The sequence below is a fragment of the Granulosicoccus sp. 3-233 genome (genome assembly GCF_052681095.1).
In genome coordinates this window covers 239,859-265,611 of record NZ_JBQYLE010000010.1, presented here as the reverse complement: position 1 = coordinate 265,611, position 25,753 = coordinate 239,859, and the positions used below count along the sequence as shown (strand labels likewise).

Genomic DNA, 25,753 nt, shown 5'->3' with positions numbered 1-25,753 from the left:
CTGTTCGCTGTTCGCTGTTCGCTGTTCGCTGTTCGCTGTTCGCTGTTCGCTGTTCGCTGTTCGCTGTTCGCTGTTCGCTGTTCGCGCCTGGTGATCGAGAGCCTGACAAGGGCGCGGTGAGGTGTCAGGGGTTCAGAAAGCCGCTGAGCACATTGCGAGTGTTGATGCCGATTTCCTCCACGGCATAGCCGCCTTCCATGACAAAAACGGTTGGTAGAGACTGCTGGCCGATACGCTGTCCGCAGCGCATGAAATCATCACTGCTCAGTTTGAAGAAGCTGATGGGATCACGTTCGAAGGCGTCCACCCCGAGGGAGACTACCAGTGCATCCGGCAGATATTCTCCAATGCGTTGCAGAGAGTCGTGCAGCGCGTCGGACCAGGCATCGTAGGTGGTACCGGGCAGCATCGGATGATTGATGTTGTAGCCTTCACCGTTACCCTGGCCGGTTTCATCGGCGTAGCCGAGAAAGTAGGGAAAGGCATGGCCGGGATTGCCGTGCAGGGATACGAACAACACGTCATTGCGTTCGTAGAAGATATCCTGCGTGCCGTTGCCATGATGGAAATCGATGTCGAGAATGGCCACGCGTGTTGCGCCGGAGTCCAGCAGCTGCTGGGCGGCGATGGCGGCATTGTTCAGGAAGCAATAGCCGCCGAACAGATCGTGGCCGGCATGATGCCCGGGCGGACGACACAGGGAAAAGACGGAGGTCTCGCCAGTAGCGAGTAGCCGGGCAGCGGTCTGCGCACAGGCAGCACTGCTTTGCGCCGCCTGCCAGGTGGTTGCCGTGATGGCGGTTTCCGTTGCACCGGCGAAATAACCGAGCTTGCCATCGATGTGCTCCGGCTCGCGCTGCTGAGTACGACGTGCCGGCACCACCGTGGGCAGGGCTTCTCCTGTGTAGCCTTCTGCCTCCCACAAAGACCAGGCAGAGGCAAGAAACTGCAGATAGTCCGCGCCATGCACCCTGGCAACCGTGCTCATGTCCAGCACATCGGGAGCTTGCGGTGCGCTGAAGCCGCCTTCGGCCAGAGCGCTCACGATGTAATCCCAGCGCTCCGGGCATTCGTAGGGGCGGATCAGTTGTCCTCCCGACAACTCTGCTCTGGGGAAATGCAGAATGTGATCGGTACTGGCAATGGTCTTCATGTCGACATCTGGCGTGTACGGGTGGGCATCGGGCGATGATACTGCTGATTCGCGTGAAACTGCCGCCGGTGTGGCGTGATGGCCCATTGACAATCGCATCGGCTTTGTTAGTGTCGGAAGGTGAGGTGATGAATGGGTGTTGGCGATAGTGAGCACATCAGGGAAATAGAGGCGACCCTTCAAGGGAGGCCCAGCTTGCGTGATCCTGATGTCATCGAATCCTGGCGTCGTTGTATCGACCAGCACAAGCTGGATCCTGCTGCGCGGCAGAAGGCGCATGTGGTAACCGAGTCCCGGCTGCGAGAGCATCGTCAGGAAGCGGAGAGGCTGGTGCACATTGCACGAGGAGGTCTGGACCGGCTGTTCAGGCAGGTGGCCGGACAACGATATGTAGTGCTGCTGACCGACCGTCATGGGGTTGCCGTCGACTACTTCGGCGAACGGCACTTCGAGAGTGAATTGCGCCAGGCGGGTCTGTATCTGGGCGCCCACTGGGAGGAAGGGCTGTCGGGAACCAGTGCTGCCGGTGCCTGTATCCAGACAGGCGAGGCGGTCACGATTCATCAGGATGATCATTTCGATCTGATGCATACACCACTCAGTTGCACGGCCGCACCGATCTTCGATACCACCGGCTCACTGGCGGCTGTGTTGGATATCTCCCTGCTGCGATCTCCCAGACCCAAGAGCAGCCAGCGTCTGGCGATGCAACTGGTGACCGCATCGGCCAGGCGAGTGGAGCTTGCCAATCTGATGGCGCGTAGTGCCTCGGAGTGGGTCCTGCGTTTCTCACTGTCTCCCGAATTGCTGGATGTCGATCCGGATGCGGCAGTCACGCTGGATGGCAGCGGACGAATCATTGGATTCACCCATGGGGCGGCGCGGGTCCTGACAGGCGTGGCGGGCGTTGACTGGCGAACCCCCGAGGTACTGGTTGGGCAGTCGATAACGCGGTTTTTCAATCTCGATATCAACCAGTTGCCCGGCTACATGCGGGGGCGCCCGGCAGAGGAGCGCATTCTGCAGTTCGTGGATGGATCTCCGGTCTTTGCCCATGCCATCGCCCCGCAACCGTCGGTTGCCGCAAACCGGTCGCCGTCACTGTCACCGCGGCGGGTGCGCGGCAATCCGCTCAACGATCTGCACGGTGGCGATGATGCCATGCTGGAAGTGCAGCGTCTGGCCAGTCGGCTGGTGGAGAGCACCGTGCCGGTCTGCATACAGGGGGAGTCGGGCAGCGGCAGGCGCCACCTGGCCAGAGCGATGCACGACAGCCGAACACCAGCCCAGCGGTTTCGGGTACTGAGCTGTATCGGCCTGGTACCGGCCATGATCGACAGCGGCCAGTGGTTGAAGAGCATTGCCGAGGACACGGGTACCGGAAATCCCGGTATTGACGGCGGCTCACTGTATATCGAGGAACTGGCGGATCTGCAGCCGGTGGCACAGGATGCGCTCATGAGGCTGCTGGTGGAGCTTGATGACAATGACCGGAACGTCGGTACGGTACGAACCATCCCCCGTCTGCTGTGTTCGTCTCGGATCTCGCCAATCGAACTGGTCAAAGAGGGGCGGTTCCGGGCAGATCTGTTGCACCGCCTGGTTGGGGCCACACTCGTATTGCCTGCCTTGCGCCATCGTCAGGATTTCGATTGGCTGCTGCAGCGTGTGTTGCAGCAGCGCTGTCAGACCGATCCACCGGCCTATCGTTTCACTCGAGCCGCGCAGGAGGATCTGGCAGCGAGACGCTGGAGCGGGAATCTGCGTGAGTTGGCGAATGTCGTCGATGTGGCCATCGCCCTGTGTCCCGGGGGCGTGATCGAAGTCGAGCATCTTCCGCCTGCGCTGGGAGACAGTGCCGCAGCTACCGAGCCGAACCTGCGTAATCCCGGTGATCTGCCGCAGCTGCTGGAATCCTGCCAATGGAATATCTCGCGGGTTGCCCGGATGCTGGGAGTCAACCGCAGCACCGTGCATCGCCGAATGCAGCGTGCCGGCTTGCAGAGACCCGACTGATTCCGGCCTGTCTCGTGGTGCGGCTTGAGCGCGGTGCGCCACGCCATGATGCTGAAGTGTTGCAGCAGTGGCCGGGGTGTTGCAATGTGTTGCATTTGCCACAGCCGACCGGATATTGACCACGTCCTGAGGTGCAAAACAGCTGCTCCGTCAGTTCATCTCCGCCGGTGAAACTGGTCTCATCGAGTCTCCACTCACCATCACCGAGGAGAAGCGCAATGCTGGACGTTGCCCCCAACGGAAAAGTCACCGCACTGCTGGACAAGCTGGAAGAGGCTCTGAAAGCAAAAGACATCGACCGCATACTGGAGCTGTTTGACGAGGATTGCTACTGGCGAGACCTGGTTTCCTTCACCTGGAACATCAAGACGGTAGAAGGCAAGTCCGGGATCCGGGACATGCTCGAATCCCAGCTGGACAGTACCCAGCCCACCAACTGGCATATTCCCGAAGGCGAAATCGCGACAGAGGAAGATGGCGTCCTGACCAGCTGGATCAATTTCGAAACCGCGGTTGCTCGAGGCTATGGCCTGGTGCGCATTCGCAACGAGAAGATCTGGACCCTGCTGACGGCTGCCGTTGAGCTCAAGGGGCATGAGGAACCGCTGGGATTCGAACGGCCAATGGGAGCAAAGCACGGCTCCGCAAGAAATCGCAAGTCCTGGGCTGAGGAGCGCGAGCAGGAACTGGCCGAGCTGGGATATACCAGACAGCCGGAAGTCGTGATCGTCGGCGGGGGCCAGGGTGGCATTGCACTCGGCGCACGACTGCGCCAACTGGGTGTACCAACCATCATCATCGAGAAGAATGAACGAGCCGGCGACAGCTGGCGAAATCGCTACAAATCCCTGTGTCTGCACGATCCCGTCTGGTACGACCACCTGCCGTATCTGCCCTTTCCTGCCAACTGGCCGATCTTTGCCCCCAAGGACAAACTGGGGGACTGGCTGGAAATGTATACCCGAATCATGGAGCTGAACTACTGGACCAGTACTACCGCGCAATCTGCCAGCTATGATGAAGCCTCGGGACAGTGGACGGTGGTAGTGGACCGTGACGGCGAGCAGGTGACACTCAATCCACGGAATCTGGTTCTGGCGACGGGAATGTCGGGCAAGGCGAATATCCCGCAATTCAAGGGACAGGAACGATTCCGGGGCGATCAGCATCATTCGTCGCAGCACCCCGGGCCGGATCCGTTCAAGGGCAAGAAAGTGGTGGTCATCGGTTCCAACAACTCGGCACACGATATCTGCGCCGCGCTGTGGGAGAACGATGTCGATGTCACCATGGTGCAGCGCTCATCGACGCATATCGTGCGTTCCGATTCCTTGATGGAGATCGGACTGGGGGCCTTGTATTCCGAAGAAGCTGTTGCCAATGGCATGACGACGCAGAAGGCCGACATGATCTTCGCATCGATTCCCTACAAGATCATGCACGAATTCCAGATTCCGCTGTATGACCAGATGCGGGAGCGCGATGCGGATTTCTATGCCGGGCTGGAGAAAGCCGGTTTTCAGCTTGATTGGGGAGCTGATGGTTCGGGCCTGTTCATGAAGTATCTGCGTCGCGGCTCGGGCTATTACATCGACATTGGTGCCAGCCAGCTGATCATCGACGGCAAGATCAAGCTCAAATCCGGTCAGGTCAGCGAGATTACCGAGGATTCGGTGATCTTCGATGATGGGACGGAATTGCCGGCAGACGTGATCGTCTATGCAACCGGGTTCGGGTCCATGAATGGCTGGGCAGCAGATCTGATCAGTCAGGAAGTGGCCGACAAGGTGGGCAAGTGCTGGGGACTGGGTTCGGATACACCGAAGGATCCGGGACCATGGGAGGGCGAGCAACGCAACATGTGGAAGCCGACTCAGCAGCAGGCTCTGTGGTTCCATGGTGGCAATCTGCATCAATCACGGCACTATTCCCTGTACCTGGCGCTGCAGTTGAAGGCGCGCGCAGAGGGCATGGATACGCCGGTGTACGGATTGCAGGAGAGCTTTCACAACGGCCGTTGAAGCTGCGACGGTATTGCTCAGACCCTTCGGTGTTGGAGGGTCTGAAGATCTGAAGGTCGGGAGTTCGGGAGTTCGGGAGTTCGGGAGTTCGGGAGTTCGGGAGTTCGGGAGTTCGGGAGTTCGGGCGTTCGGAGGTTCGGAGGTTACGAGAGTCGTTCCGGTCTCAGAGCCCGGGCTCGGAAGAGTCACCCAGTTCGAACTTCTCGACCTTTTTGCGCAGCTCTTCCGCCAGCTCGGAGATATCACCGGATGTCGATTGCAAGCGAGTGACTCCCTGCTTGGTCTGATGGATACCCGCCGACAGACTGCAGGTGTTCTCGGTGATCTTGTCGCCATTGATGGCAGCATTGTGGACGTTCAGAGACATTTCCGTGGTGCTGGCAGTCTGTTCCTTGACGGCCGCTGCGATGACGTTCTGGATCTTGCTGATTCGCTTGATGGTCTGGCCGATGGAGGTGATGGCCTGTACGGCGTCGCCGCTGTTGATCTGAATGGCCTCGATGCTCTTGCTGATTTCCTCGGTCGCCTTGGCGGTGCCCTTGGCCAGCTCCTTGACCTCGTTTGCGACGACGGCAAAGCCCTTGCCGGCCTCACCGGCGCGGGCAGCCTCGATGGTGGCGTTCAGGGCAAGCAGATTGGTCTGTTCGGCTATCGATGTGATGACCTTGAGTACATTGCCGATACTTGCTGAGGAGTCGGATAGCTGTCTGACCGTGGAATCGGTACTCTCGGCCAGTTCCACGGCCTGATTGGCTACCTCGGCCGCTTCACCGGCGTTGAGAGCAATATGAGTGATGGCCATCGTCATCTGTGACATGGCATTGGCGACCGCATCGATATCCTCTTTCATGGTCGTCGATGTCGTCGTCATCGAACTCATGTCATCGGCTGCATGAATCGCCATATTGTCTATCTCGTCGCTTGTCTCTGCCAGAGTCACCGAAGCCAGTCTGAGCGCGCTCGAGCTGCTGCGGATATGCGAGAGATTGTCTTTCAGTTCGCGTAGCAGGGTTTCGATACCGTTACCCATGCGGGCGACAACATCATCACCAGTCATGCACACTTCTCGTGTCAGATCCCCGTTGACAGCGCTATTGACGATGTCGAGCAGTGCATCGACCTTCGAGTTGATTTCCCGTTCCTTTCGCTGTTCGATCTCGATTTCCCGGGTCCGCTCGGCCTGCGCCTTGCGTGTGATGTTCTGCCATTCGGCGATGATGCCGTGCCTCACGCCATCGGCCGTGACGATGGGATTTGCGGTCAAGCGGAATGTGAAGTCGCCATAGACGATCGTCTCTTCATGACGGAAATCCAGTCCCTTCAGTTGCGGCCGTGCATTCGGGTCCGGGTGCAGGTCATACCAGTTGCTTGCCTGCAGACTTTCGGCCGAAAATTCCGGGTTGCTTTGCTGGATGTCTGTTTCGATTTCCTGCAACGTTCTCTGGGCGGAATGATTGAAGTAGATGATCCGGTTGTCTGCATCCGCAATCACGATGCTGGCCGAGCTGGCGTCAAGAGCCTGTTGCAACTGTCGTGCAGTATTCGTCTCGAGGTGGATGGCCTCGAGCATGTCGGAGAATCTGGTTGATGCCATGTTGAAGTAGCGGGCTACATCGGCCAGTTCGTCATGGCCACTGCTGTCAAGATTTTTCCGGTCATAGTCCGGTTCTTCAGCTATGTCCTTCAGGGCTGTTCCCAGCTTACGCAGTGGTCTGATGAAGCGTTGCCTGATGCGTATATGCCCCACCACTGCAGCCAGGATGGCCAGGCCAATCAGCGATAGCAGCAGATACAGATACAGTCGCCCGCGTTGTACATGTTCGGCCACAGCCTGCTCGGTGCGTTCATCCAGCAGGGTGTAGAACTCATCCAGCGGACGCATGATGTAAGCCTTTTGCCGGTGGTAATCGGCGGAATGCATGAGGTTTCTGGCCAGTTCGAAGTTCGGTTCGCCCTGTCGAGTGAACTTTCCTTCGTCGTCCTCGAACAGTCCCTTGACGGCATTCATGGCAGTACTCTCGAGTTTGACCAGGCCATCCGAGTTCTGTTTGGCCTCATCGAGTTTTGCCAGTTCCTGATCGGTGAAACCCAGTGCCTGCATATGGGCCAGCAATGCCAGAGCGGGTCCGGCAGGCCGGGGTATTTCACCAGCCGCTATGAAGTCCCAGTAGATGCGGTTGTAATCCTGTGGTCGCGGTTTCTGACCATCACGTATGGCCAGAACATCCCAGAACTGCTCTTCGTATCGCTGGTCCCGGGTAACCACATAGGTACGGGCCAGCCGAGTCAGGTCATCCGAGCTCTGGCGAAGTTCGTCCGCGGCCAGATAGGAGCGATATCGAATTTCCTGGTTGTACACCAATTCATTCTGGTTCCGCAGCATCAACAGCACCACCGCCAGAATGCAGATGAGTAGCAGACTGCTGAGTGAGAAATAGAACGTCGATAAGGAACTCAGTTTCATGTGGCATGCCGTAGCGTGGCGGTGTGTATGCACCTTCACACCGAGTAACGAATGCGATTTCGTGCGGTGTGACCACTGTTTTCGGCAAATCCGGCTCGACCCTATGATGTATCAGGTTACAGTCGTGACTCCCATGATGTCCATTTCTGCATGATGATTCCGGATGCCGGTCATGGCCTAGAGCCCACCCGGGTTGCACAGGCGAGCGAGCAGACGATCCAGCATCGCTTCACACAGTCTCATCTGCTCGATACTGATGAACTCGTCCGGTTTGTGACCCTGGTCCATTGATCCGGGGCCACAGACCACGCTTGGAATATCGAGTCGTGAACTGAACATGCCGGCTTCGGTACCGAACGCCACTTCGCTGCAATCGTTGGCGCCGGTTAGCGATTTCACGAATTCCACCGCCCAGGAATCCTCGGGTGTTGCCAGGCCGGGGTACTCGTTGAACAGCTCGAATGACACGGCTGCTTCCGGAATTCTGGCCTGTTCACGAGCAACGAGTTCGCGGGCGTGTGTCTGTATCCTGTGCAGCAGCTCATCCGGATCATCTTCTGCCACATTGCGTATCTCAAAGGCCACCGTGCACCGGTTGGGAACAATGTTCAGGGCAGTACCGCCATTGATGAGTCCGGCATGTACCGTGGTGTAGGGGACCTTGTCCTGTTCCTGCCCGCCGTAGGGCGCTGCCAGTTGTTCCTGCACCTCCCGCAGGTGAGCTATGAAGTCGCAAGCCAGGTGGATGGCGTTGAGGTTGTGCGGTGCGAGTGCGGAATGACCTTCGCGTCCGATAAAGGTGGCGCGTACGCCGCGCTTGCCCTTGTGACGAATGGCAACGCTCAGTTCGGTGGGTTCACCGACCAGGCATAGTCGAGGTCGTATCGACTGATTGGACAGATGCTCCACCAGTGAGCGAACACCGACGCAGCCGATTTCCTCGTCGTAGGACAGGGCAAGGTGCAGAGGCACCTGCAGGGGGTTCTCGCTGGCCCTGGCCTTGGCCATGGCTGTCATCGCGCAGGCGACAAATCCTTTCATGTCGGCGGTTCCTCGACCGTAGTAGCGGCCATCTCGCTCCGTCAGCTCGAATGCCGGTAACGTCCAGTCCTGTCCGTCTATCGGGACGACATCGGTATGTCCACTGAGCATGATTCCGCCATCGGTGGCGACGCCCGGAACCGTGGCGTAGAGATTGGCCTTGCCGCCACTTTCATCGGGGATAAGCAGTGACTCGATACCCTGCTCGGCGAGCCAGGTGCGAACAAAGTCCATCAGCTCTCGGTTCGGGTTGCGACTGACCGTATCAAAGCCGATCAGCCTTTTCAGCAGATCTCGTGTGCTCACAGCAATTTCCATCCATATCCGGTTGTGCGTGGAGACAGAATAGCCTAGTCGATCTCAAGGCACTCTCCCACTGGACGACATATAGGGGTATTCGAACCAGATGCCGCGAGAGCTTCCGTCCCATGATCAATTCCGCCAGCAGAAAAAGCATTCTCGTCACGGGAGGGGCAGGTTATATCGGTAGTCATGTCGTGAAACTGCTTGGTGAGCGCGGCGAGAATGTCGTCGTTCTGGACAATCTTTCCACCGGAAACGAGGAAGCGGTACTCTACGGGACTCTGATACGCGGCGATACGGGTGATCGAGATCTGGTCAGTCGTTTGCTGAAGGATCATCAGATTGATACCGTGATGCACTTTGCAGCCCATACGATTGTGCCGGAGAGCGTCGAGAACCCACTCAAGTACTATCGCAACAATACTGGCAATACCCTCAATCTGCTGCAGTGCTGCCAGGAAGCCGGTGTCGACAAGGTCATCTTTTCCTCGACGGCGGCCACCTACGGTATTCCCGAGGATGACACCAGGCCATGTTCGGAGGATCTGCCGACAGCGCCGATCAATCCCTATGGCATGTCCAAGCTCATGTCCGAACACATGATCAAGGATCTGAGCCGGGCCATCGATCTGCGGCACGTGATTCTGCGCTATTTCAATGTGGCAGGTTCCGACCCGGACGGACTCATCGGGCAGTCGACACGCGAAGCCACCTTGCTGATCAAGGTGGCAGCGGAAGTCGCCGTTGGCAAGCGCGAGAAACTGATGGTATTCGGCACCGATTATCAGACGCCGGACGGTACCGGTATCCGCGACTACATCCATGTGACGGACCTGGCCAGCGCGCATCTGGCAGCACTGGATCATCTGCGCAAGGGCGGCAGTTCGACTCTGGTGAATTGCGGCTATGGCAAGGGCTTCAGCGTCAGGGAAGTCATCGAGGCGACGTCCCGGCTGCATGGTTCAGCCTTGACGGTCGAGGAGCGTCCCCGCAGAGCCGGCGACCCACCCGCACTGATTGCCGCCGTCGACAAGATCCACAGGACTCTGGACTGGACACCGAAATACGATGATCTGGATGTGATCGTGCAGACATCACTGGACTGGGAAGACACCCTGAGTCTCCGGGCCGCAGACAAAGCTGTCAACTTCTGAGTCGGAGAGCCTGCCATGCAAACGACACTCGGTTGTCATTCACCATGCATCATTGTCGCAGGGGTTCGCATCCGGCGTCTGTTGCTGACCAGCCTGGTATTCGTCTGGGTCACACTGACCGGATGTGCCACTCTGACCAGTACGCCCACGGTGACTGCCGACGCCTCTCAGAGCTGGGCACTGTTGCCGATTGCCAATCTCTCCGAGAATCCACAGGCGGACAGACAGGCACGCAGTCTTCTGGAGACCCGGCTGCGTACTCGCGGGGTTGACGAGCTTGCATCGTATGCGCCAGTGAAGGCCGTCAGCCTGCGCCAGTTGCTCGATCCGGACAGCCAGCAGCAGCAAGCCTTGCAATGGGCGAGACAGTCGGGTTATCGCTATGGTCTGAGCGGCACCATCAACGAGTGGAACTATCGCTCGGGAGCTGACAGGGAGCCAGTGGTCGGAATCAATCTGAAGCTGCTCGATATCCATACAGGCGATGTATTGTGGCAGGGCAGTGCAGCTAGAACGGGTTGGGGGTTTTCCAATCTGCCGGCGCTGGGTGATGCCGTGATTGCGCAATTGCTCGAATCGATTCGTTTCGACAATACAAGTCGCTGATCAGGTAGGACACTCATGAAGCCATTCTTAGCCGTGGTGTCAAGGCATCTGCGTATTCCGTCGGGCAGGATCGGCACGCGAGTCGTCGAGTTGTTGTTCTTTGCCTGTGTATTGCCTCTGGCAGGGCTGTTGGTATTTGCCGATGATCCGACCGGCTTGCAGGCGGGCTTCCCCTGGGCTGTTGCCGGGGCGCTGGTGTTTGCCGCGCGCTACGGGAGTCTCTGGGGAGTTCTGTGCGCGGTACTGACGGGGCTTGTCATACACTTGCCGCTGTTTGCCCCCGCCGATGCCGGTGGGCAGAACGCCGTGCTGGCTCTGGGGGCCGTGATCATGTCTCTGATCGTGGGGGATGCGGCGTCATCATGGCGCACGCGCTCGCAGCAGTCGGAGGCGGAAAATCAGTACCTGCGCCATCGTCTGAAGGAATTCAGTAGCGATTATCACGTTCTGAAAGTCTCCCATGGACAGCTTGAGGAGCACATGGCTGGGCAACGCCTGAGCCTGCGTGAGGCCTTGCAGCGCTTGAAGCCCGTGTTGTCAGCCAGTGGTGATGGCTTGCAGGCCGGTAGCGAGCTCATGGCTGTCTTCTCGCAGTTCTGCTCGATCCAGGTGGCGGGACTGTATGCCATGTCCAGCGACACCCGTGTCGATCCGCAGCCGGTGGCGACCCATGGCGACATGTTCGAGCTGCCCTTGTTCGACCCCATTCTGAGAACCGCGATCAGGGAGCGTGAGCTGGTGAGCATCAAGCTCGAATCCCTGGATGAGAAACACCATGAGAACAGTCTGTTGGCCGTGGTTCCACTGGTTGATACCAACGGGCGAATGCACGGTGTACTGGCGATCAAGGACATGCATTTCATGGCCTTCCAGCAGCAGAATCTGAATATTCTGGCCTTGCTGGGAAATTACATGGGAGACATGCTGACCCGTTCGAAAGGGGCAGCCGAGTCTCGTGCGGCCTGGTTCATGACGGAACTGGATACCGCTTTGCGATTCGCGCATTCCCACAGTACCGAATCGGTATTGCTCTCCTTGCGTTTCAATGGGGAAGCATCATCCGGCCAGGTTGCGCGGTATGTGAGCACTGCCATTCGCAGTCTGGATGCCTCCTGGCTCCTTGCCGCTGATGACGATGCCCCGGTGCTGTGTCTGTTGTTGCCATTGATGAGCGAATCGCAAGGTCAGGCATTCCTGCAGCGCATCAACAAGGTCGTGACGGAAGAATTCGGGCATCCGTTGAAGGCCTGCGTTGAAGGCATGCAATTGAAGAGTCTGCGCAGCGGCGATTCTCGCGCTCTGTGTCTGGCGTTTCTGAGCAAGCATACCGGCAAGGCTGCCTTGCTGGCCGAACTGCATGGCAGTACTGATGGTTCCGATGTCGCTGGTTCGCGTTCCGATGTTGCCTGATTCTCTGGTCGCAGGTCTTCTGCTGATTGCGGCGCTTGCGCAGACTCTGTTACTGGGCGATCTGCTGGCCGGGCACGCCTGGTGGGGCAGCACGGTGCCATCATGGATCTGTCTGCATGTCTTGAGTAGTCTGGTCGCCACGGTGTGTGCCGCGAGACTGATGCGGGTCGGCCGACAGGCGGGTGGTTTCCTTGCCTTGCTGTTCGGCTTCAATGTGCTGATGCCTGTGGCAGGCCCGATGGCAGGGTTTGCTGCCCTGGCATTCGGGGCGAAACAGTCGCGACTTCGCAAACGGGTACCGGACCACTGGATAGTCACACGCCGTGCCGAACTGCCCTTCACTACACCACAGGGTCGTCAGGTCACGCGAATCGACAGTCGCGGCTTCGAGGAGCATCTGATGTATTCCTCGGACAACGATGACCTCTATCGCAAGGTACTGTCGGCCGCCAACATTCCCGCATCGCTATCGGTTTCCACCTTCAAGACGGCGATGCGGCACACGGATGAGCGCATACGCCTGACTGCCTACAACATGCTCGATCGCAAGGTCACTGAACTGAACCGGCAGATTCAGCAACTGGAGAGACAGGTGGCTGATGGGAACAGTCGGCAGATGTCGAATACCTGGCTGCAGATCGCCAGCAACTACTGGGAATTGCTGACCCTGGAAAAGGACGAGCCGGTAGCCCGCAAACAGTTGCTGAGCAAGGCCGCCGATGCTGCCATTCAGGCCATAGTTGCCATGCCGATCAATCGAAACGCGCATTTCCTGTTGGGTAGAGTGTCGTTGCTGCAGGGGGACATGCGTCGCGCGAACGTGGCCTTTCAGAAAGCACGGGCGCTGGGGATGCCGGCTGACAAGGTCATGCCATATCTGGCGGAAGCGGCTTTCATGCGACATGATTTCAAGCAGGTGAGAAGCCTCTTGCAGCAGCTCGATCCCGCGATCAGAGCCTATCCCCCTCTGTCGCATGTTTCGGAGTACTGGTCATGAACGACTCTCCTCGTTTCGATCCGGACGCCAGGGCGGATATCTGTCTGCTGCTGGAAGGCACGTTCCCGTATGTGCGAGGAGGTGTGTCCACCTGGGTTCGACAGATGATAGAAGGTATGCCGCACTTGCGCTTTTCCATCATCTATCTGGGAGCGGAGGAGGGCTCTCTGGGAGAACCGGCCTATGAGCTGCCGGATAATGTGGTGCATCTGGAAACTCACTTTCTGCTGGGACGCGCCGTTGACGATACGTCTGCGACCGGTATCTCGGGCAAGCTGCGTCGCTGGCTCGGACAGTCACGGGCATCGCGCCTCAGGAAGCGTCAATTCAGCGAGAACAGCCTTCTTCACACGCGTTTGCGCGATGCCTGGGCAGGTCGTCAGCCAACAGATGAGATGACAGCAGACGAAACCACTGCCGGGAAATCCGCTGTGTTGCAGATGCCGGAACGCGGAGTGAGGACACTGGGGGCAGAGGTTGTCAGGAAATTCACGCAACTGCTACTCGGTCCCGATGCCATCACCGAGCAGGACCTGCATCAGGATCGGGCTGCCTGGGAGACCATCCGGGAAAAGTACAATGATGCGCCGCCGGGGCTGGATTTCAACCATTTCTTCTGGACAATCAGAAGTATGCATGGGCCCTTGTTCACCTTGAGCAGAATCGTGGCCAAGGCACCGCCAGCGGCTGTCTATCATTCGGTATCCACCGGCTATGCCGGATTTCTCGGCGCCATGCTGAAGAGTCAGACAGGCAAGCCCTTCATCATATCCGAGCATGGTATCTATACCAAGGAACGTGAACTGGATCTGGCTCAGGTGGAATGGATTCCGCAGGAGCTTGATCCGTTCAAGGTGGGTCTGAACGATAATCTGAACTACCTGCGCAGTGTGTGGATACGCTTCTTCGCCTCATTGGGTCGCATGTCCTACGGCGCAGCCGATGAGGTCTTCACCCTGTATGACGGTAACCGCCGGCGACAACTGCTCGACGGTGCCGATGATACGCGACTCAGCATCATTCCCAATGGCGTGGCGGTGCAGAAATTCTCGGCCGTGCGGCGCGCTGAGGATGCGGCGATACCACCCGTGCTGGCACTGATCGGTCGTGTGGTTCCCATCAAGGACATCAAGAATTTCATTCGTGCCATGCGCATCATTCGCGCACGCATGCCCGATGCCGAGGGCTGGTTGTTCGGGCCCGAGGACGAGGATGAGGATTACACGCGGGAGTGCAGGATGCTGGTCGAGAGTCTGGGTCTGTCTCATGTGGTCAGGTTCCAGGGCTTCGGCAAACCGGATGAGATATTCCCGCAGGTTGGCTTGTCGGTGCTGACTTCCGTGTCGGAGGGACAGCCCCTGGTGGTGCTGGAAGGCTTTGCGGCCGGTATACCGGCTGTCACCACAGACGTTGGCAGTTGCAGTGAGCTCATCTACGGCGTGGATGAGGAAGACAGACAGTTGGGCAGTGCCGGAGCTGTGGTGCCGATATCGGATCCTGCTGCGTTTGCCGATGCGGCCATCGAGCTGCTGTCGGACCGGGAAGCGTGGCGCCATGCCAGTCGAGCAGCCATTGCCAGAGTGGAAGCCTACTACGACGAAGTGGACATGATCGCACGGTATCAACGCGTGTATGAAACACAGATGATGAAGACGGAAACGGATTGCGTTGTCCCTCTTCGTTCAAGGGCAGCCTGAATCATGGCAGGCATAGGCTTCGAATTACGCAAGTACCTGAACGATGATTCGTTTACCGGCACGCTGAAAGCCTACGGGTTTGCCGGATTGATCAGCGCCGGCCCCTGGGTATTGTCCATCGTGGGGGTCATGCTCATCGGTATCGTGGCGCTGACGCAACCGGTAGTGGGGGAAGCCGACGGTTCCGGTGTCCGGCAGTTCACCACCTCGGTCACCTGGCTCATGGGGGCGTCGCTGGTACTCACGGGATTGCTGCAACTGGTCTTCACCCGGTTTGTTGCCGATCGTCTGTATGAAATGCAGGACACCATTGTCAATGCCAACCTGTTCGGCGCGATGGCATTGACCACGGCGGTCAGCGCTGCAATCGGGCTGATACTGGCGTTGACGCTCTTCAGTCAGTCATTTGCCTACGAGTTCCTGATGCTGGCCAACTTCGTGACGCTCGGCAATATCTGGATCGTGGTCATTTTCGTGGCCGGACTCAAACGATTCAAGCTGATCCTGTACGCCTTCGCGCTGGGTTATGGAGCAACCATCGTGTTGTCCATCCTGTTGCTGCCGTTCGGTCTGTCGGGCCTGCTCGCAGGGCTGTTGATCGGGCACGCCCTGTTGCTGTTCCTGATGGTGGGGGTTGTTCTGCCCGAATATCCTGTCACGCTGACAGTACGCTTCGATTTTCTGCAGCGCCGGCTCATCTTTCCCAGCCTGATCGCCATCGGTTTCTTCTACAACCTGGGCATCTGGATCGACAAGATTCTCTTCTGGCTGAATCCGGGAACCTCGGAGGCCATGATCGGCCCACTGCGCACGTCGCTGATCTATGATCTGCCCATCTTTCTTGCCTACCTGAGCATCATTCCGGGCATGGCCGTGTTCCTGTTGCGAATCGAAACGGATTTTGCCGAGGCCTATGATGGCTTCTTCGAGGCAGTCAGAGGCAATGCAACACTTCAGGAGATCGAGCTTCTGGGGAATCACATGGTGTCCGCCGTGCGTGAAGGCCTGTTCCAGATCGTTCGCGTACAGGGAGCGACCATATTGATCCTGTATCTGCTGGGGCCGACCATCATCGGCTGGCTGGGGATATCGGAGCAGTACGTACACTTGTATTACATCAATCTGGTGGGGGTCGGGGCGCAGGTTCTGATGCTTGCCGTGCTCAACGTCCTGTTTTATCTGGACAAGCTGCGGGACGCCTTGCTGCTGACGTCGACGATGCTGCTGAGCAATGCGTCCCTGACCTGGTTGACACTGCAGCTCGGGCCCCAGTACTACGGTTATGGCTTTGGTCTGTCAATGACACTGACCGCCTTCCTTGGCATCATTCTGCTTTCGCGGGAAATGGACAATATCGAATTCAAGACCTTCATGCGGTCCCGACCAGCCCAGGAGGTGGCGGCATGAATATCGAGACAGCTGGGGCGTGGCCTTGGGGCCGACGCTGGCGATTCCGTACTCTGTTGGCAGTGTTGCTGGCCGGCGGCCTTGCCGCAGGGTGCCAGAGCCTGTCATCCATGGGTTCTGCAGAATCCGGGAACGGTGTTCGGACTGCCACGCGGCTGTTCATGCAGACCAACTGGAGCATCGGTCCGCTGCAGAATCTCAGTGATGCGGACACGGCCGGGGACTCGGTGCAGGCCTTGCTGGAAACCCGGCTGCGCATGCAGGGTGTCAGCGCTCAGGTGTCTGATCCGGGGCGAGCCTACTACCGTGTGGACGGTGTCGTCAGTCGATGGCACTACACCGGTGGTGCCAGCGCCAGAGCCGACGTTGCCCTGACCCTGAATGTGCGTGACCGGCAGGCTGATGAAATGGTCTGGAGTGGCTCGGCTGCGGACAAGGGGCGTCGCGGTGAAAGCCTCAGTTCGGTAGCCGACAGGATCATCGGTACATTGCTGGAGCGCATGCCGCTGATCGAGCAGGCTCCGCCGCCAGTGAGACCGGTCGGAATCGTTGCGGATACTGATGACACTCTGGCGGGCGGAGTGCCAGCGCTGGGCGCCGGTAACCGGGTGAACGGCGTTGAACTCACAACGCTGATGCCGGTGACGGGCTTGCGTACAGCCTCTGCTACCACCGAGTATATCGAGGTGCAGCCTGACAAAGCTCTGGCAGGGCGCAGCACCGCATTCCATTACGCCCCTCGACCACCGATCGATGAGTTGTCGCAGTTCGACAGACTGGTGCTGGAACCCGACAACATCCAGCCGGACGAGTTGCAAGCGCTGAAAGAGCGTGGGGCCGTGGTCTTCGCCTATCTGAGCGTGGGTGAAGTGGGACCGACCAGAGCCTATGCCAGCGAACTGGATCCACGCTGGATACTGGGCAAGAACCCCGCCTGGGACAGTGATGTGCTGGATCTGTCCAATCCGGACCTGCGTGGTTTTCTGCTCGAACGCGCAGGCCACTTGCGGGCCGCCGGTTATGGGGGGCTGTTTCTCGACACCATGGACAGCTTCAATCTGATTGCCGACACCGAGGCGCAGCGAGATCAGCAGCAGGCGGGGCTGATCAGTCTGATCAAGGGCTTTGCGGAGCGGTATCCGGACTTGCGTATCATGACCAATCGGGGCTTCGAGGTGCTTGATGCCATCGCGCCGCTGATCGAGGCCGTGGCGGCGGAATCGTTGTACGCAGGCTGGAACAACGCGGAGCAGCAGCATGTCGAGGTGCCCGCGGGCGATCGAGAATGGTTGCTTGCCCGATTGAACCACGCCAGGGATACGCTGCAACTGGACGTCATCGCCATTGATTATGTCCCGGTCTCCAGACGGGACGAAGCCCGGCGAGTGGCGGCACGCATCGCGGCGCATGGTTTCATTCCCTGGGTTGCCAACCCGGAGCTGGACCTTGTCGGAGTCGGAGCGCTGGAAGTGATACCCCGCAAGGTGCTGATGTTGCATGACAGTCGCCACGGTCCGCTGTCGGAGAGCCCGGTACACAAGTTCGTGGCCATGCCCGTGGAGTACATGGGATACGTGCCCGAGTATCTGGACGTGGCTCGTGAGCCCTTGCCTGCTGGTGAGCTGAAAGGGCGGTATGCAGGAATCGTCACCTGGACCAATCGACGCTTTTCCGACCCGGCTGTCAGGACCTGGTTTCAGAAGCAGCTGGATGACACAGTGCCGGTGGCCTTCCTGGGTATGCCACCCGTGGAACTGGACGAGCAGATGAGCCGCTCGCTGGGCCTGAGCTTGCCTGGCGTACTGGATATCGATACGGCCCGGCTGGAGTATGCCGACGAACTCATCGATCCTGAACGCTCCATGAGCCGGCGAGTCGATTCGGTGAGCCATGTGGCGCAGAGTGCAGGCGCCGGCAATACCGTTCACATGCGACTGGTCGATGACCGGCAGCGACGCGCTGATGTGGTGGTGACCGGCGATTTCGGTGGTTTTGCCTGGCAGCCCGGACTGGTGGATGATGGCCTGGACTACGAAACCTACTGGATTGTGGAGCCTTTCGCCTTTCTGCGTCGTGCCTTGCAGTTGCTGGACGCACCCATGCCGGATGTGACGTCGGAAAACGGCAAGCGGCTGTGGCTGGCGCACATCGATGGTGATGCCCTGCCATCCTGGGCCGAAATGCCCGGTGGCAAGTTGGGTGCGGAGGTGATCTACGACGAGGTACTGACGCATTACGATGCGCCCCACACGGTCTCGATTGTCGAGGCGGAAATGACGGAATTCCCAGCCTATGATGACCGGCGGGATCGTATGTACGACATCATGCGCAAGACTTTTCGTCTTGACAATGTCGAGATCGCATCACACACCTACAGCCATCCATTCAAGTGGGCGCAGCTGGGAGAGTACCGTTTTCCCGGAAGATACAATCTCGCGATCGATGGCTACATCTATGATCCGGAACGTGACCTCGCCGGCTCCATCGACTTCATCAACCGGGAGCTGGCACCCGAGGACAAGCGTTTGAAGGTCATGTTGTGGAGTGGCGACGCCTTGCCCCGAAGCGATGACCTGGCTGTACTGGATCGTCTGGGCATTCCCAACCTCAACGGCGGCCTGACCTACATCACCCGCGCCACGCCGACCCAGACCCTGATCAGTCCGATGGCCAGGCCGGTTGGTGACTACCTGCAGGTGTATGCGCCGGTGATGAACGAGAACATGTATACCAATGATTGGTTGGGCCCCTTTGACGGTTTTCGGAATGTCATCGAGACCTTCGAGATGACCGAATCGCCCCGGCGCATCAAGCCCATGAACGTGTATTACCACTTCTACTCCGGTACCAAGATCTCCGCGATGAAAGCGTTGAAGGAGGCCTACGACTGGTCGCTGAGTCAGGACATCAATCCGATTCATGTCAGCGATTACTCGGTCAAGGTACCGGCTTTCAGAAAAGCGGGGGTCGCCCGTTATCTTGACGGACAGTGGAAACTGAGCGGGCTGGGGCAGATTCGTTCCATACGATTGCTGGATGAGACGCTGTGGCCGGAGTTGGCAAACAGTCGTGGTCTGGTCGGGGTAAGGCAGCTGCATGATGGCATGTACATGCACACCGATGGTGCCGACGAGGTTCTGTTTCGTCTGCGCGAGGATAGTCCGAAAGGCGTACATCTGGTGTCCAGCAATGGACGGGTAAACCACTGGGATGCGAGTGGCGGCCAGTTGACCCTGCGGGTTACCGCGGAAGTGCCGGTGACGATCGAGCTCGGTGGTGGCATCAGCTCTGCCTGTTCCTTGCGTGCCGGCAAGAGTTCCGTTCAGGGACGACTGACCGAGGACAAGACAGTGTCCTTTTCCTTTTCCAGCAGAGATACAGGCAATGCAACCCTCAACTGCCCGGCGTGAGAGTCTGATCAATCCGCTGAGCCTGGCATTGCTGGCAGGTCTGTTCGCGGTCGCCTTTCTGGTGCTCAAGCCCGATGCGGTTCCGGGTCTGAACGCTCTCGATGGTGACGGTATCCATGGAAAATCCGATGCTGTCGTCGACGAGTTGAGCCTGGCCTATCTGCGCGCACAACGCAGCAGCGGCAAGGCCGATGACGCCAGTCTGATCAGCGCTGTGCAGAGTCTGGCGAGTTCCGACCGACATGCGGATGCCCGCCTTTTGTTGAACGAATACCCTCAGCTGGAAATCGGTGAGCCCCTGCGCTTCGAACTGGACCTGGAGCACGCCGCGGCCAATTCGCCCAGTGATCTGTATGCTGCCCTGCAGACTTTCGCCGACTCACCGCGATTGCACTCCGACAAACTTCTGGAGCGGGCCAGGACCCTGGGCAAGAGGCTGAGCCAACCGGCTCTGAATGCCAGGCTGCATGCTCTCTGGGCTGCATCGGCAGAAGGCGGTGAGCTTGCTCTTGCTCGATATCTCGAGTGCGGCCGCTATCTGGGAGCTATCAATGAGCGGGTAGCGGCGCGTGACTGTCTGTCGAATGCGCGCCAGCTGGCGGATACCGATGCGCAACGTTTTGAAGCGGGTCTGTTCATGCTGCCGATCCTCGAAACAGGCAGCGCCCGACAGGATGCTCTCGTGCAGGAGTTGATGAGTAATCGGCAGATTCCGTCAGCCTTGCTCGAACCCTTCGCCGATACTCTGCTGCAGATCGGTCGACCGGATATGGCTTATCGTATTCATGCAAGGCTGGCACTGACAAGGCCCGCTCAGGCCGATACCTGGCTGCCACTGGCTGCACGCTGGGCGCAGGCAGCCGGTCGCCCGGCTGAGGCGGCAGTTTTTCTGGACTCTCTGGCCAGGTCGACCGGGCCCGGCAGTCCTGGTCCGGATGAACGACGAAAACTGGCGGAGGAGGTGGAGGCTCTGTTGCTGGCCGCAGGCCAGACCCGCAAGGCCTATGCAAGCATACAGGCACGCATCCGCAAGCATCCAGAGGATCCGGGCACGCTGAAGCAGGGGGTCGTGCTGGCCAGGCAGCTGGGTGAGTTCTCGCAGGCCCTGGCCTGGAATACGCAGGTATTGTCATTCGAGCCGGACGACGAAGACACCGTGCTCCTGCAACGGGAACTGGCTCTGGCTGCCGGCAATCTGCCAATGGCCCTGCGCTGGGCAAACCGGGTTGTCGAGCAGCAGCCTGATTCAGTGAAGGAGCGAGAGATGCTTGCTCGTATCACGGAATGGAATGGGCAGCCCGTCGAGGCGCTGAGCCACTGGCTTTGGTTGGCACAGCAAGCTGCGCGCGCGGATGTGCCGATGACGGTGCGACGGCAAGTCGGTATGACGGCGTCATCGGATACCGATACGCCCGCCATGGGGGCTGCACTTGCCGAGGACGTCGAGCAGTCTGGCGTGGATGTCCGGATCAAGGCACTGCGAGAAGTCGTCAGGCTGGCCGATATCACCCTGCAACCTGGTCTTGCCGCACAGGCACTTCGGGATATCACGAGATTGACAGTGCCGGAAGGCAGCGATGTGGTCAGGTTGGCGGCTCTGTACGATCTGGAAGGTCGCGGTGATGAGGGCTCCCGGGCGCTGCAGGAAATCATTGCCACGCATGGTCCGTCTGCCTTCGTGCTGCGTACCCTGGCATCCCACGAATTGAATCACAGCAACTACGCCGAGAGTCTGGCGGCCTGGAATCAGTATGTCGACACTTTCGGTCACGATGCCGAATCCACACTCTCCCGCATGGAGCTGCTTTGGCGACTGGATGACAAGGACAAGGCCGCCGATCTCAGTGAACATCTCAGGGGGATGACATTGCTGTCGACAGCGAGTGACTATCAGCTGCGCCTGATGGCCGAGATCGGCTGGCGATACCGCAAGCCATGGTTGACCCTGATGGTGCGTCCTCGACTGAAAGCGCTGGAGGTGGAGGATCAGAGAACGTTCTTCGGTCGGCGTTCTCTGGAGCTTCTGGTGGAAACCGGCAAGGACCGGGAAGCACTTGCCGAGGCAATGCAGCTATGGAACTCCACTGGCAGTGCCGATTTTGCGTTCACCATCATGCAACTGGCTGTCAAGCTGGGGGATCGGGAAACACAGCAGCAGTTCGAGCCAGACAGCCCCGACAGTGATTCACTGCAGGGTCTGCCGGCCTACTGGGCGCAGATTGCCACTCAGCGATTGCAGCAGGGGAATGCAAGTGCTGCGATCCAGGCCTATGAACGAGCCCTGAAACTGGATCCCGCCCATGTCGAATCCGTTGCGGGCCTGATATGGACAACCATCGGCGAACAGGATGAGATGCGGTTGATGGCGCTATTGCAGCAGCATCGACAACTGGCCGAACAGACTCCGGCACTGTGGCAGGCGATGGCCATGGGCTACCTGCAAATGGGAGCTGCCTCGGCATCTCTGCAGTGGTTCGATCGGCTGCTGGATCAGATCGAGGCTGATTATGGCATGTTGCTGACCTATGCCGATGCGCTGGAGTACGCCGGTCGAAGCGCTTCCGCCTTCAAGGTGCGTCAGTACACGCTGCAGCAACTGCGTCCCTTGCTGGTGGAGAGCACCGCTGATGAACAGGCCTTGCTGTTGCGACAGTACACGCGTCTTTCCGTGCGATATGCCGGTGCGGAGTCCAATGAATCACTGGTGGACCATTTGCTGAAGAGCGGTGCAGATGCCGGCACGCAGCAAGATGCGCTGTGGCGTGAGGACATGGCCATCTCCTGGCTGATGGCAACCCAGCAATTCGAGCATGCACGCCTGATCATGTCCCGTCTGCATGCCAGTCGTTTGCAGGCGCCGGTGTGGCAGGAAGTGGCACTGGCGCTGAAGGATGAAGATGAGGCGGCCCTGCAAGCTCTGGTGCAGGCCAGTGGTCCGCTGTCAGTCGGCAACCACATACTGGCGCTGCGACAACTGGGTAACGAGCGTGAAGCCTATGCCATTGTGCAGCAGGTGATGCGTCCCGGACCACGGCTGGCGGGTGTGACGCTGGATGATCTGCGAGTGGCTCAGGAGCAGTATGTATTCCTGCGCGATTCACGTCCCAGCTTCGTCTCGGGCGGTATCGACAGTCGCCACTCGGGAGACCTGAACATTAGGGAATCCGGTGTGCGTCTCAGGCATACCCTTGCAGGGCAGAACCTTGGCATGTCGCTGGACATGACACGACGCCGTCTCGACTCGGATCGTTATGACGTGGCGGGCAATGAAGAACAGGACGATGTGGCCCTGTCGTTGTTCTTTGGCAATACGCGTCTGGGCGGTCGCGTGACCACCGGGCTGCTGCGCAACGGAAATGATGATCTGGTGTATGGCAGCGCTGCCTTTGCCAGCGCGTTGCGCGATCAGCGCAGTCGCTTCTCGACCGAACTGGCCTATAACGAAGCCGTCGAGCTTTCACCGGAGCTGATCATCGGAGCACGACAGCATCGTCTCAGCGTTGCCTACGATGCGGATATCGGTCGTCGCGAGTTCGTTCGTGTGCAGGCGGATGCGACCGAGATCAATACGCGTGTAGAGCAGAGCAAGGTGGCACGAGGATTGGGCGGTAGTGTCGAATTGGGGATGCGTGGCAATTTCGGCAGCAACAGCTGGTCTACCAGCGTCCGTGCCGCCCATCTGGAGCACGACAGGGAAGCGCGCCTGCCAGAAGAACTTCGATTGGCGCGTAACAGTCGAATCGACTCCGTCCTGGCGCAGGAAGTTCAGACTCTGTCGCTGGGTGCGTCACTGTCGCGAGGGGGGATCAACGCCGATTTCCCTCAGGTCAGCGCACCACGTTATTTTCTCAGCGCCAGTCTCGGGCATGACTGGCCGGACAGGGTGGTGGGTTTTCAGTTGGGTGCAGGCGCTGGCATACGCGTGCTGGGTGGGGATGAGCTGAGTTTCTCGCTGTCGCATGATACGCAGCCCGGCATTCGTCGCTCAGGTGATGCGACCGCGCTGGGCATCAATTACCGCTATCATTTTCAGTAGCGACCCGCATCGGCATGGGCATCTGCCCATTGCCGACGCAGCGGCGAGCCTGTCTGCATTCAGCACAGCTTGGGGACATGCTTGTCCTGCAGCTGGTACCTCGACCTGTTCGTCGCCGATTCTCAGAACGCGCGGAAGGTCACCAGGGTTTCAGTGTCCCTGATTCCGTCGACGGCATGGATATGGGTGTTGACGAACTGCCCGACATCCACATCATCTTCCAGATAGAGCTTGACCAGCAGGTCGAAGGAGCCTGCGGTGGAGTAGATCTCCGAGGCAATCTCGAGCTCCGCTATGCGGTTTGCCACGGTGTAGGATTCACCGAGCTGGCATTTGATTCGAACGAAGTAGGCGTGCATGTCGATGGGTCCGGTCGGTTGCGTTACTGGAAGGGGGTCAGTGCTGACTGCGTGTGCGGCGAATGGCGTCAGCCCAGCCGGCGGTGACGCGCTCGCGCACGTCACTGTTCATGTCGGGAGAGAACTCGTGCTCCTGTTTCCAGTTGGCACTCAGTTCGTCCAGTGAAGCGTAGACGCCCGTCTGCAGGCCGGCAAGATACGCGGCTCCCAGAGCGGTGGTTTCCGTCTGCAGAGGACGCTCGATGGCGATGTCGAGCACATTGGCCAGATACTGACTGAGCCAGTCGTTCTTGACCATGCCGCCGTCCACTCGCACGGTATCGATATGAGCGCCATCCTTGCGCATGGCATCAAGCAAATCCATCGTCTGATAGCAGACCGCTTCGAGCGCTGCCCGGGTAATGACAGCGGGACCGGAATCGCGTGTCAGGCCGTACAGGGCTCCCCTGGCTTCGGCATCCCAGTAGGGCGCGCCAAGGCCGGTGAAGGCTGGCACCAGATAAACGCCATGATTGTCTTCCAGGCTCGTGGCCAGTGCCTGGGTTTCCTCGGCTGACTGGATGATCCCCAGTCCGTCACGCAGCCATTGCACGGCGGCCCCTGCGACGAAAATCGAGCCTTCGATCGCGTAGGTGGTGGTGCCATCAAGCCGATAGGCGATGGTGGTGAGCAGCTTGTGGCTGGACGAAATGGCTTCGGTGCCGGTATTGAGCATCATGAAACAGCCGGTGCCGTAGGTACTCTTGACCATGCCCGGTTTGAAGCAGACCTGGCCGATGGAGGCGGCATGCTGATCACCGGCGACGCCGGCTACGGGAAGCTCGACGCCCAGCACGGATTTATCGGTCGTGCAGAAGTCGGCGGCGGAATCGTGAACTTCCGGCAACAGGGACATGGGGACATCCAGAATCGAACACAATTCGTCATCCCAGCGGTTTTCATGGATATCGAACAGCAGGGTGCGCCCGGCATTGGTGGAATCGGTGGCATGTACGCGACCATTGGTCAGGCGCCAGATCAGAAAACTGTCCACCGTACCGAATGCCAGTTCACCCTTGTCGGCCCTGGCTCGAGCGCCATCCACATTGTCCAGAATCCAGGCCACCTTGGTGCCGGAAAAATACGGGTCCAGCAGTAGTCCGGTCCTGGCGGTCACCGTATCGGCATGCCCTCGCGCCTGCAGGTCGCGGCAGCGCTCGGCGGTTCGTCTATCCTGCCAGACAATGGCGCGGTGTATGGGCTTGCCGGTCTGACGATCCCAGATGAGCGTGGTTTCACGCTGGTTGGTGATGCCAATGGCCGCCACCTGACGGTTGGCCGATTCCGCCTTGGCCAGGGCTTCCTGACAGACCGCCAGGGTGGATGCCCAGATTTCCTCCGGATCATGTTCGACCCAGCCGGACTCGGGATAGAACTGAGTGAACTCGCGCTGGGCGATTGCAAAGGTGCTGCCATCCTTTTCGAAGAGCATGGCCCGTGAGCTGGTGGTTCCCTGATCGATGCTCAAAAGCAGTGGCGTGGTCATGGTGGCTCCCTGTAATCATTCCTGTCATTGTACTGATGACGGTGTCGTCTGACGATCCTGGTGGGCAGGCGTCGTCGTGGACTCGTTCAACGGTCGGCGGACGAAAGACTTGTCTCGCATGCAGTGTTTCGTTTACTGTTTCGTTTTAGCGTGA

At 59.0% G+C, this 25,753-nt stretch carries 15 protein-coding genes; 10 read left to right on the top strand and 5 right to left on the bottom strand.

The window, feature by feature from the left end; translation table 11 throughout:
• Positions 1-124: 124 nt before the first annotated feature.
• Positions 125-1,153: a histone deacetylase family protein gene (locus ACUNV4_RS23330; protein WP_430881041.1), complete on the bottom strand. Its 1,029-nt coding sequence runs from the start codon at positions 1,151-1,153 to the stop codon at positions 125-127.
• Between the two features lie 195 nt (positions 1,154-1,348).
• Here ACUNV4_RS23330 and ACUNV4_RS23325 point away from each other — a divergent pair, with 195 nt between their 5' ends.
• Both ACUNV4_RS23325 and ACUNV4_RS23320 read left to right on the top strand, forming a co-directional pair.
• Positions 1,349-3,169, top strand: coding sequence for a sigma-54-dependent Fis family transcriptional regulator (locus tag ACUNV4_RS23325; protein ID WP_430881040.1), 1,821 nt, complete (start codon positions 1,349-1,351; stop codon positions 3,167-3,169).
• 218 nt (positions 3,170-3,387) lie between these two features.
• Complete coding sequence (locus ACUNV4_RS23320; protein ID WP_430881039.1) at positions 3,388-5,190, top strand: NAD(P)/FAD-dependent oxidoreductase; 1,803 nt, start codon at positions 3,388-3,390, stop codon at positions 5,188-5,190.
• A 163-nt stretch (positions 5,191-5,353) separates the two neighbouring features.
• On the opposite strand, the gene ACUNV4_RS23315 is transcribed toward ACUNV4_RS23320, so the two are convergent.
• Entirely contained in the window at positions 5,354-7,654 is a 2,301-nt protein-coding gene (locus ACUNV4_RS23315; protein WP_430881038.1) for a methyl-accepting chemotaxis protein, read from the bottom strand.
• Between the two features lie 177 nt (positions 7,655-7,831).
• Positions 7,832-9,001 carry an acetylornithine deacetylase gene (gene argE / locus ACUNV4_RS23310; protein ID WP_430881037.1) on the bottom strand — a complete coding sequence of 390 codons (1,170 nt, stop codon included), beginning with the start codon at positions 8,999-9,001 and terminating at the stop codon, positions 7,832-7,834.
• A 122-nt stretch (positions 9,002-9,123) separates the two neighbouring features.
• Between argE and galE the strand changes: the two genes are divergently transcribed.
• The 8 genes from galE to ACUNV4_RS23270 are packed head-to-tail and all read left to right on the top strand — an operon-like array spanning position 9,124 to position 23,715.
• Positions 9,124-10,152, top strand: a complete 1,029-nt coding sequence (gene galE / locus ACUNV4_RS23305) for a UDP-glucose 4-epimerase GalE (RefSeq protein WP_430881036.1) — start codon at positions 9,124-9,126, stop codon at positions 10,150-10,152.
• A 15-nt stretch (positions 10,153-10,167) separates the two neighbouring features.
• A complete protein-coding gene (locus tag ACUNV4_RS23300) occupies positions 10,168-10,758 on the top strand; it encodes a hypothetical protein (protein ID WP_430881035.1) in 591 nt (196 codons plus the stop codon).
• 15 nt (positions 10,759-10,773) lie between these two features.
• Entirely contained in the window at positions 10,774-12,168 is a 1,395-nt protein-coding gene (locus ACUNV4_RS23295; RefSeq protein WP_430881034.1) for a PelD GGDEF domain-containing protein, read from the top strand.
• Positions 12,128-13,165, top strand: coding sequence for a hypothetical protein (locus tag ACUNV4_RS23290; protein ID WP_430881033.1), 1,038 nt, complete (start codon positions 12,128-12,130; stop codon positions 13,163-13,165). The genes ACUNV4_RS23295 and ACUNV4_RS23290 overlap by 41 nt, the downstream gene beginning before the upstream one ends.
• Positions 13,162-14,862: a GT4 family glycosyltransferase PelF gene (pelF, locus tag ACUNV4_RS23285; protein WP_430881032.1), complete on the top strand. Its 1,701-nt coding sequence runs from the start codon at positions 13,162-13,164 to the stop codon at positions 14,860-14,862. Before ACUNV4_RS23290 ends, pelF begins: the two co-directional genes overlap by 4 nt.
• Positions 14,863-14,865: 3 nt before the next feature.
• Positions 14,866-16,269, top strand: a complete 1,404-nt coding sequence (gene pelG, locus ACUNV4_RS23280) for an exopolysaccharide Pel transporter PelG (RefSeq protein ID WP_430881031.1) — start codon at positions 14,866-14,868, stop codon at positions 16,267-16,269.
• Entirely contained in the window at positions 16,266-19,679 is a 3,414-nt protein-coding gene (locus tag ACUNV4_RS23275) for a bifunctional glycoside hydrolase 114/ polysaccharide deacetylase family protein (protein ID WP_430881030.1), read from the top strand. Before pelG ends, ACUNV4_RS23275 begins: the two co-directional genes overlap by 4 nt.
• Positions 19,654-23,715, top strand: a complete 4,062-nt coding sequence (locus ACUNV4_RS23270; protein ID WP_430881029.1) for a tetratricopeptide repeat protein — start codon at positions 19,654-19,656, stop codon at positions 23,713-23,715. Before ACUNV4_RS23275 ends, ACUNV4_RS23270 begins: the two co-directional genes overlap by 26 nt.
• 122 nt (positions 23,716-23,837) lie before the next feature.
• On the opposite strand, the gene ACUNV4_RS23265 is transcribed toward ACUNV4_RS23270, so the two are convergent.
• Both ACUNV4_RS23265 and glpK read right to left on the bottom strand, forming a co-directional pair.
• Complete coding sequence (locus ACUNV4_RS23265) at positions 23,838-24,074, bottom strand: Lrp/AsnC ligand binding domain-containing protein (protein ID WP_430881028.1); 237 nt, start codon at positions 24,072-24,074, stop codon at positions 23,838-23,840.
• Between the two features lie 37 nt (positions 24,075-24,111).
• Positions 24,112-25,599 (bottom strand): glycerol kinase GlpK, encoded by a 1,488-nt coding sequence (glpK, locus tag ACUNV4_RS23260; RefSeq protein WP_430881027.1) that lies wholly within the window; start codon positions 25,597-25,599, stop codon positions 24,112-24,114.
• Between the last annotated feature and the right edge of the window lie 154 nt (positions 25,600-25,753).

Excerpts from the sequence above, each read along its gene's own strand:
- ACUNV4_RS23330 (WP_430881041.1), bottom strand. The coding sequence starts at position 1,153 with ATGAAGACCATTGCCAGTACCGATCACATTCTGCATTTCCCCAGAGCA.
- ACUNV4_RS23320 (WP_430881039.1), top strand. The coding sequence starts at position 3,388 with ATGCTGGACGTTGCCCCCAACGGAAAAGTCACCGCACTGCTGGACAAG.
- ACUNV4_RS23315 (WP_430881038.1), bottom strand. The coding sequence starts at position 7,654 with ATGAAACTGAGTTCCTTATCGACGTTCTATTTCTCACTCAGCAGTCTG.
- galE (WP_430881036.1), top strand. The coding sequence starts at position 9,124 with ATGATCAATTCCGCCAGCAGAAAAAGCATTCTCGTCACGGGAGGGGCA.
- ACUNV4_RS23300 (WP_430881035.1), top strand. The coding sequence starts at position 10,168 with ATGCAAACGACACTCGGTTGTCATTCACCATGCATCATTGTCGCAGGG.
- ACUNV4_RS23295 (WP_430881034.1), top strand. The coding sequence starts at position 10,774 with ATGAAGCCATTCTTAGCCGTGGTGTCAAGGCATCTGCGTATTCCGTCG.
- ACUNV4_RS23290 (WP_430881033.1), top strand. The coding sequence starts at position 12,128 with ATGGTTCCGATGTCGCTGGTTCGCGTTCCGATGTTGCCTGATTCTCTG.
- pelF (WP_430881032.1), top strand. The coding sequence starts at position 13,162 with ATGAACGACTCTCCTCGTTTCGATCCGGACGCCAGGGCGGATATCTGT.
- pelG (WP_430881031.1), top strand. The coding sequence starts at position 14,866 with ATGGCAGGCATAGGCTTCGAATTACGCAAGTACCTGAACGATGATTCG.
- ACUNV4_RS23275 (WP_430881030.1), top strand. The coding sequence starts at position 16,266 with ATGAATATCGAGACAGCTGGGGCGTGGCCTTGGGGCCGACGCTGGCGA.
- ACUNV4_RS23270 (WP_430881029.1), top strand. The coding sequence starts at position 19,654 with ATGCAACCCTCAACTGCCCGGCGTGAGAGTCTGATCAATCCGCTGAGC.
- ACUNV4_RS23265 (WP_430881028.1), bottom strand. The coding sequence starts at position 24,074 with ATGCACGCCTACTTCGTTCGAATCAAATGCCAGCTCGGTGAATCCTAC.
- glpK (WP_430881027.1), bottom strand. The coding sequence starts at position 25,599 with ATGACCACGCCACTGCTTTTGAGCATCGATCAGGGAACCACCAGCTCA.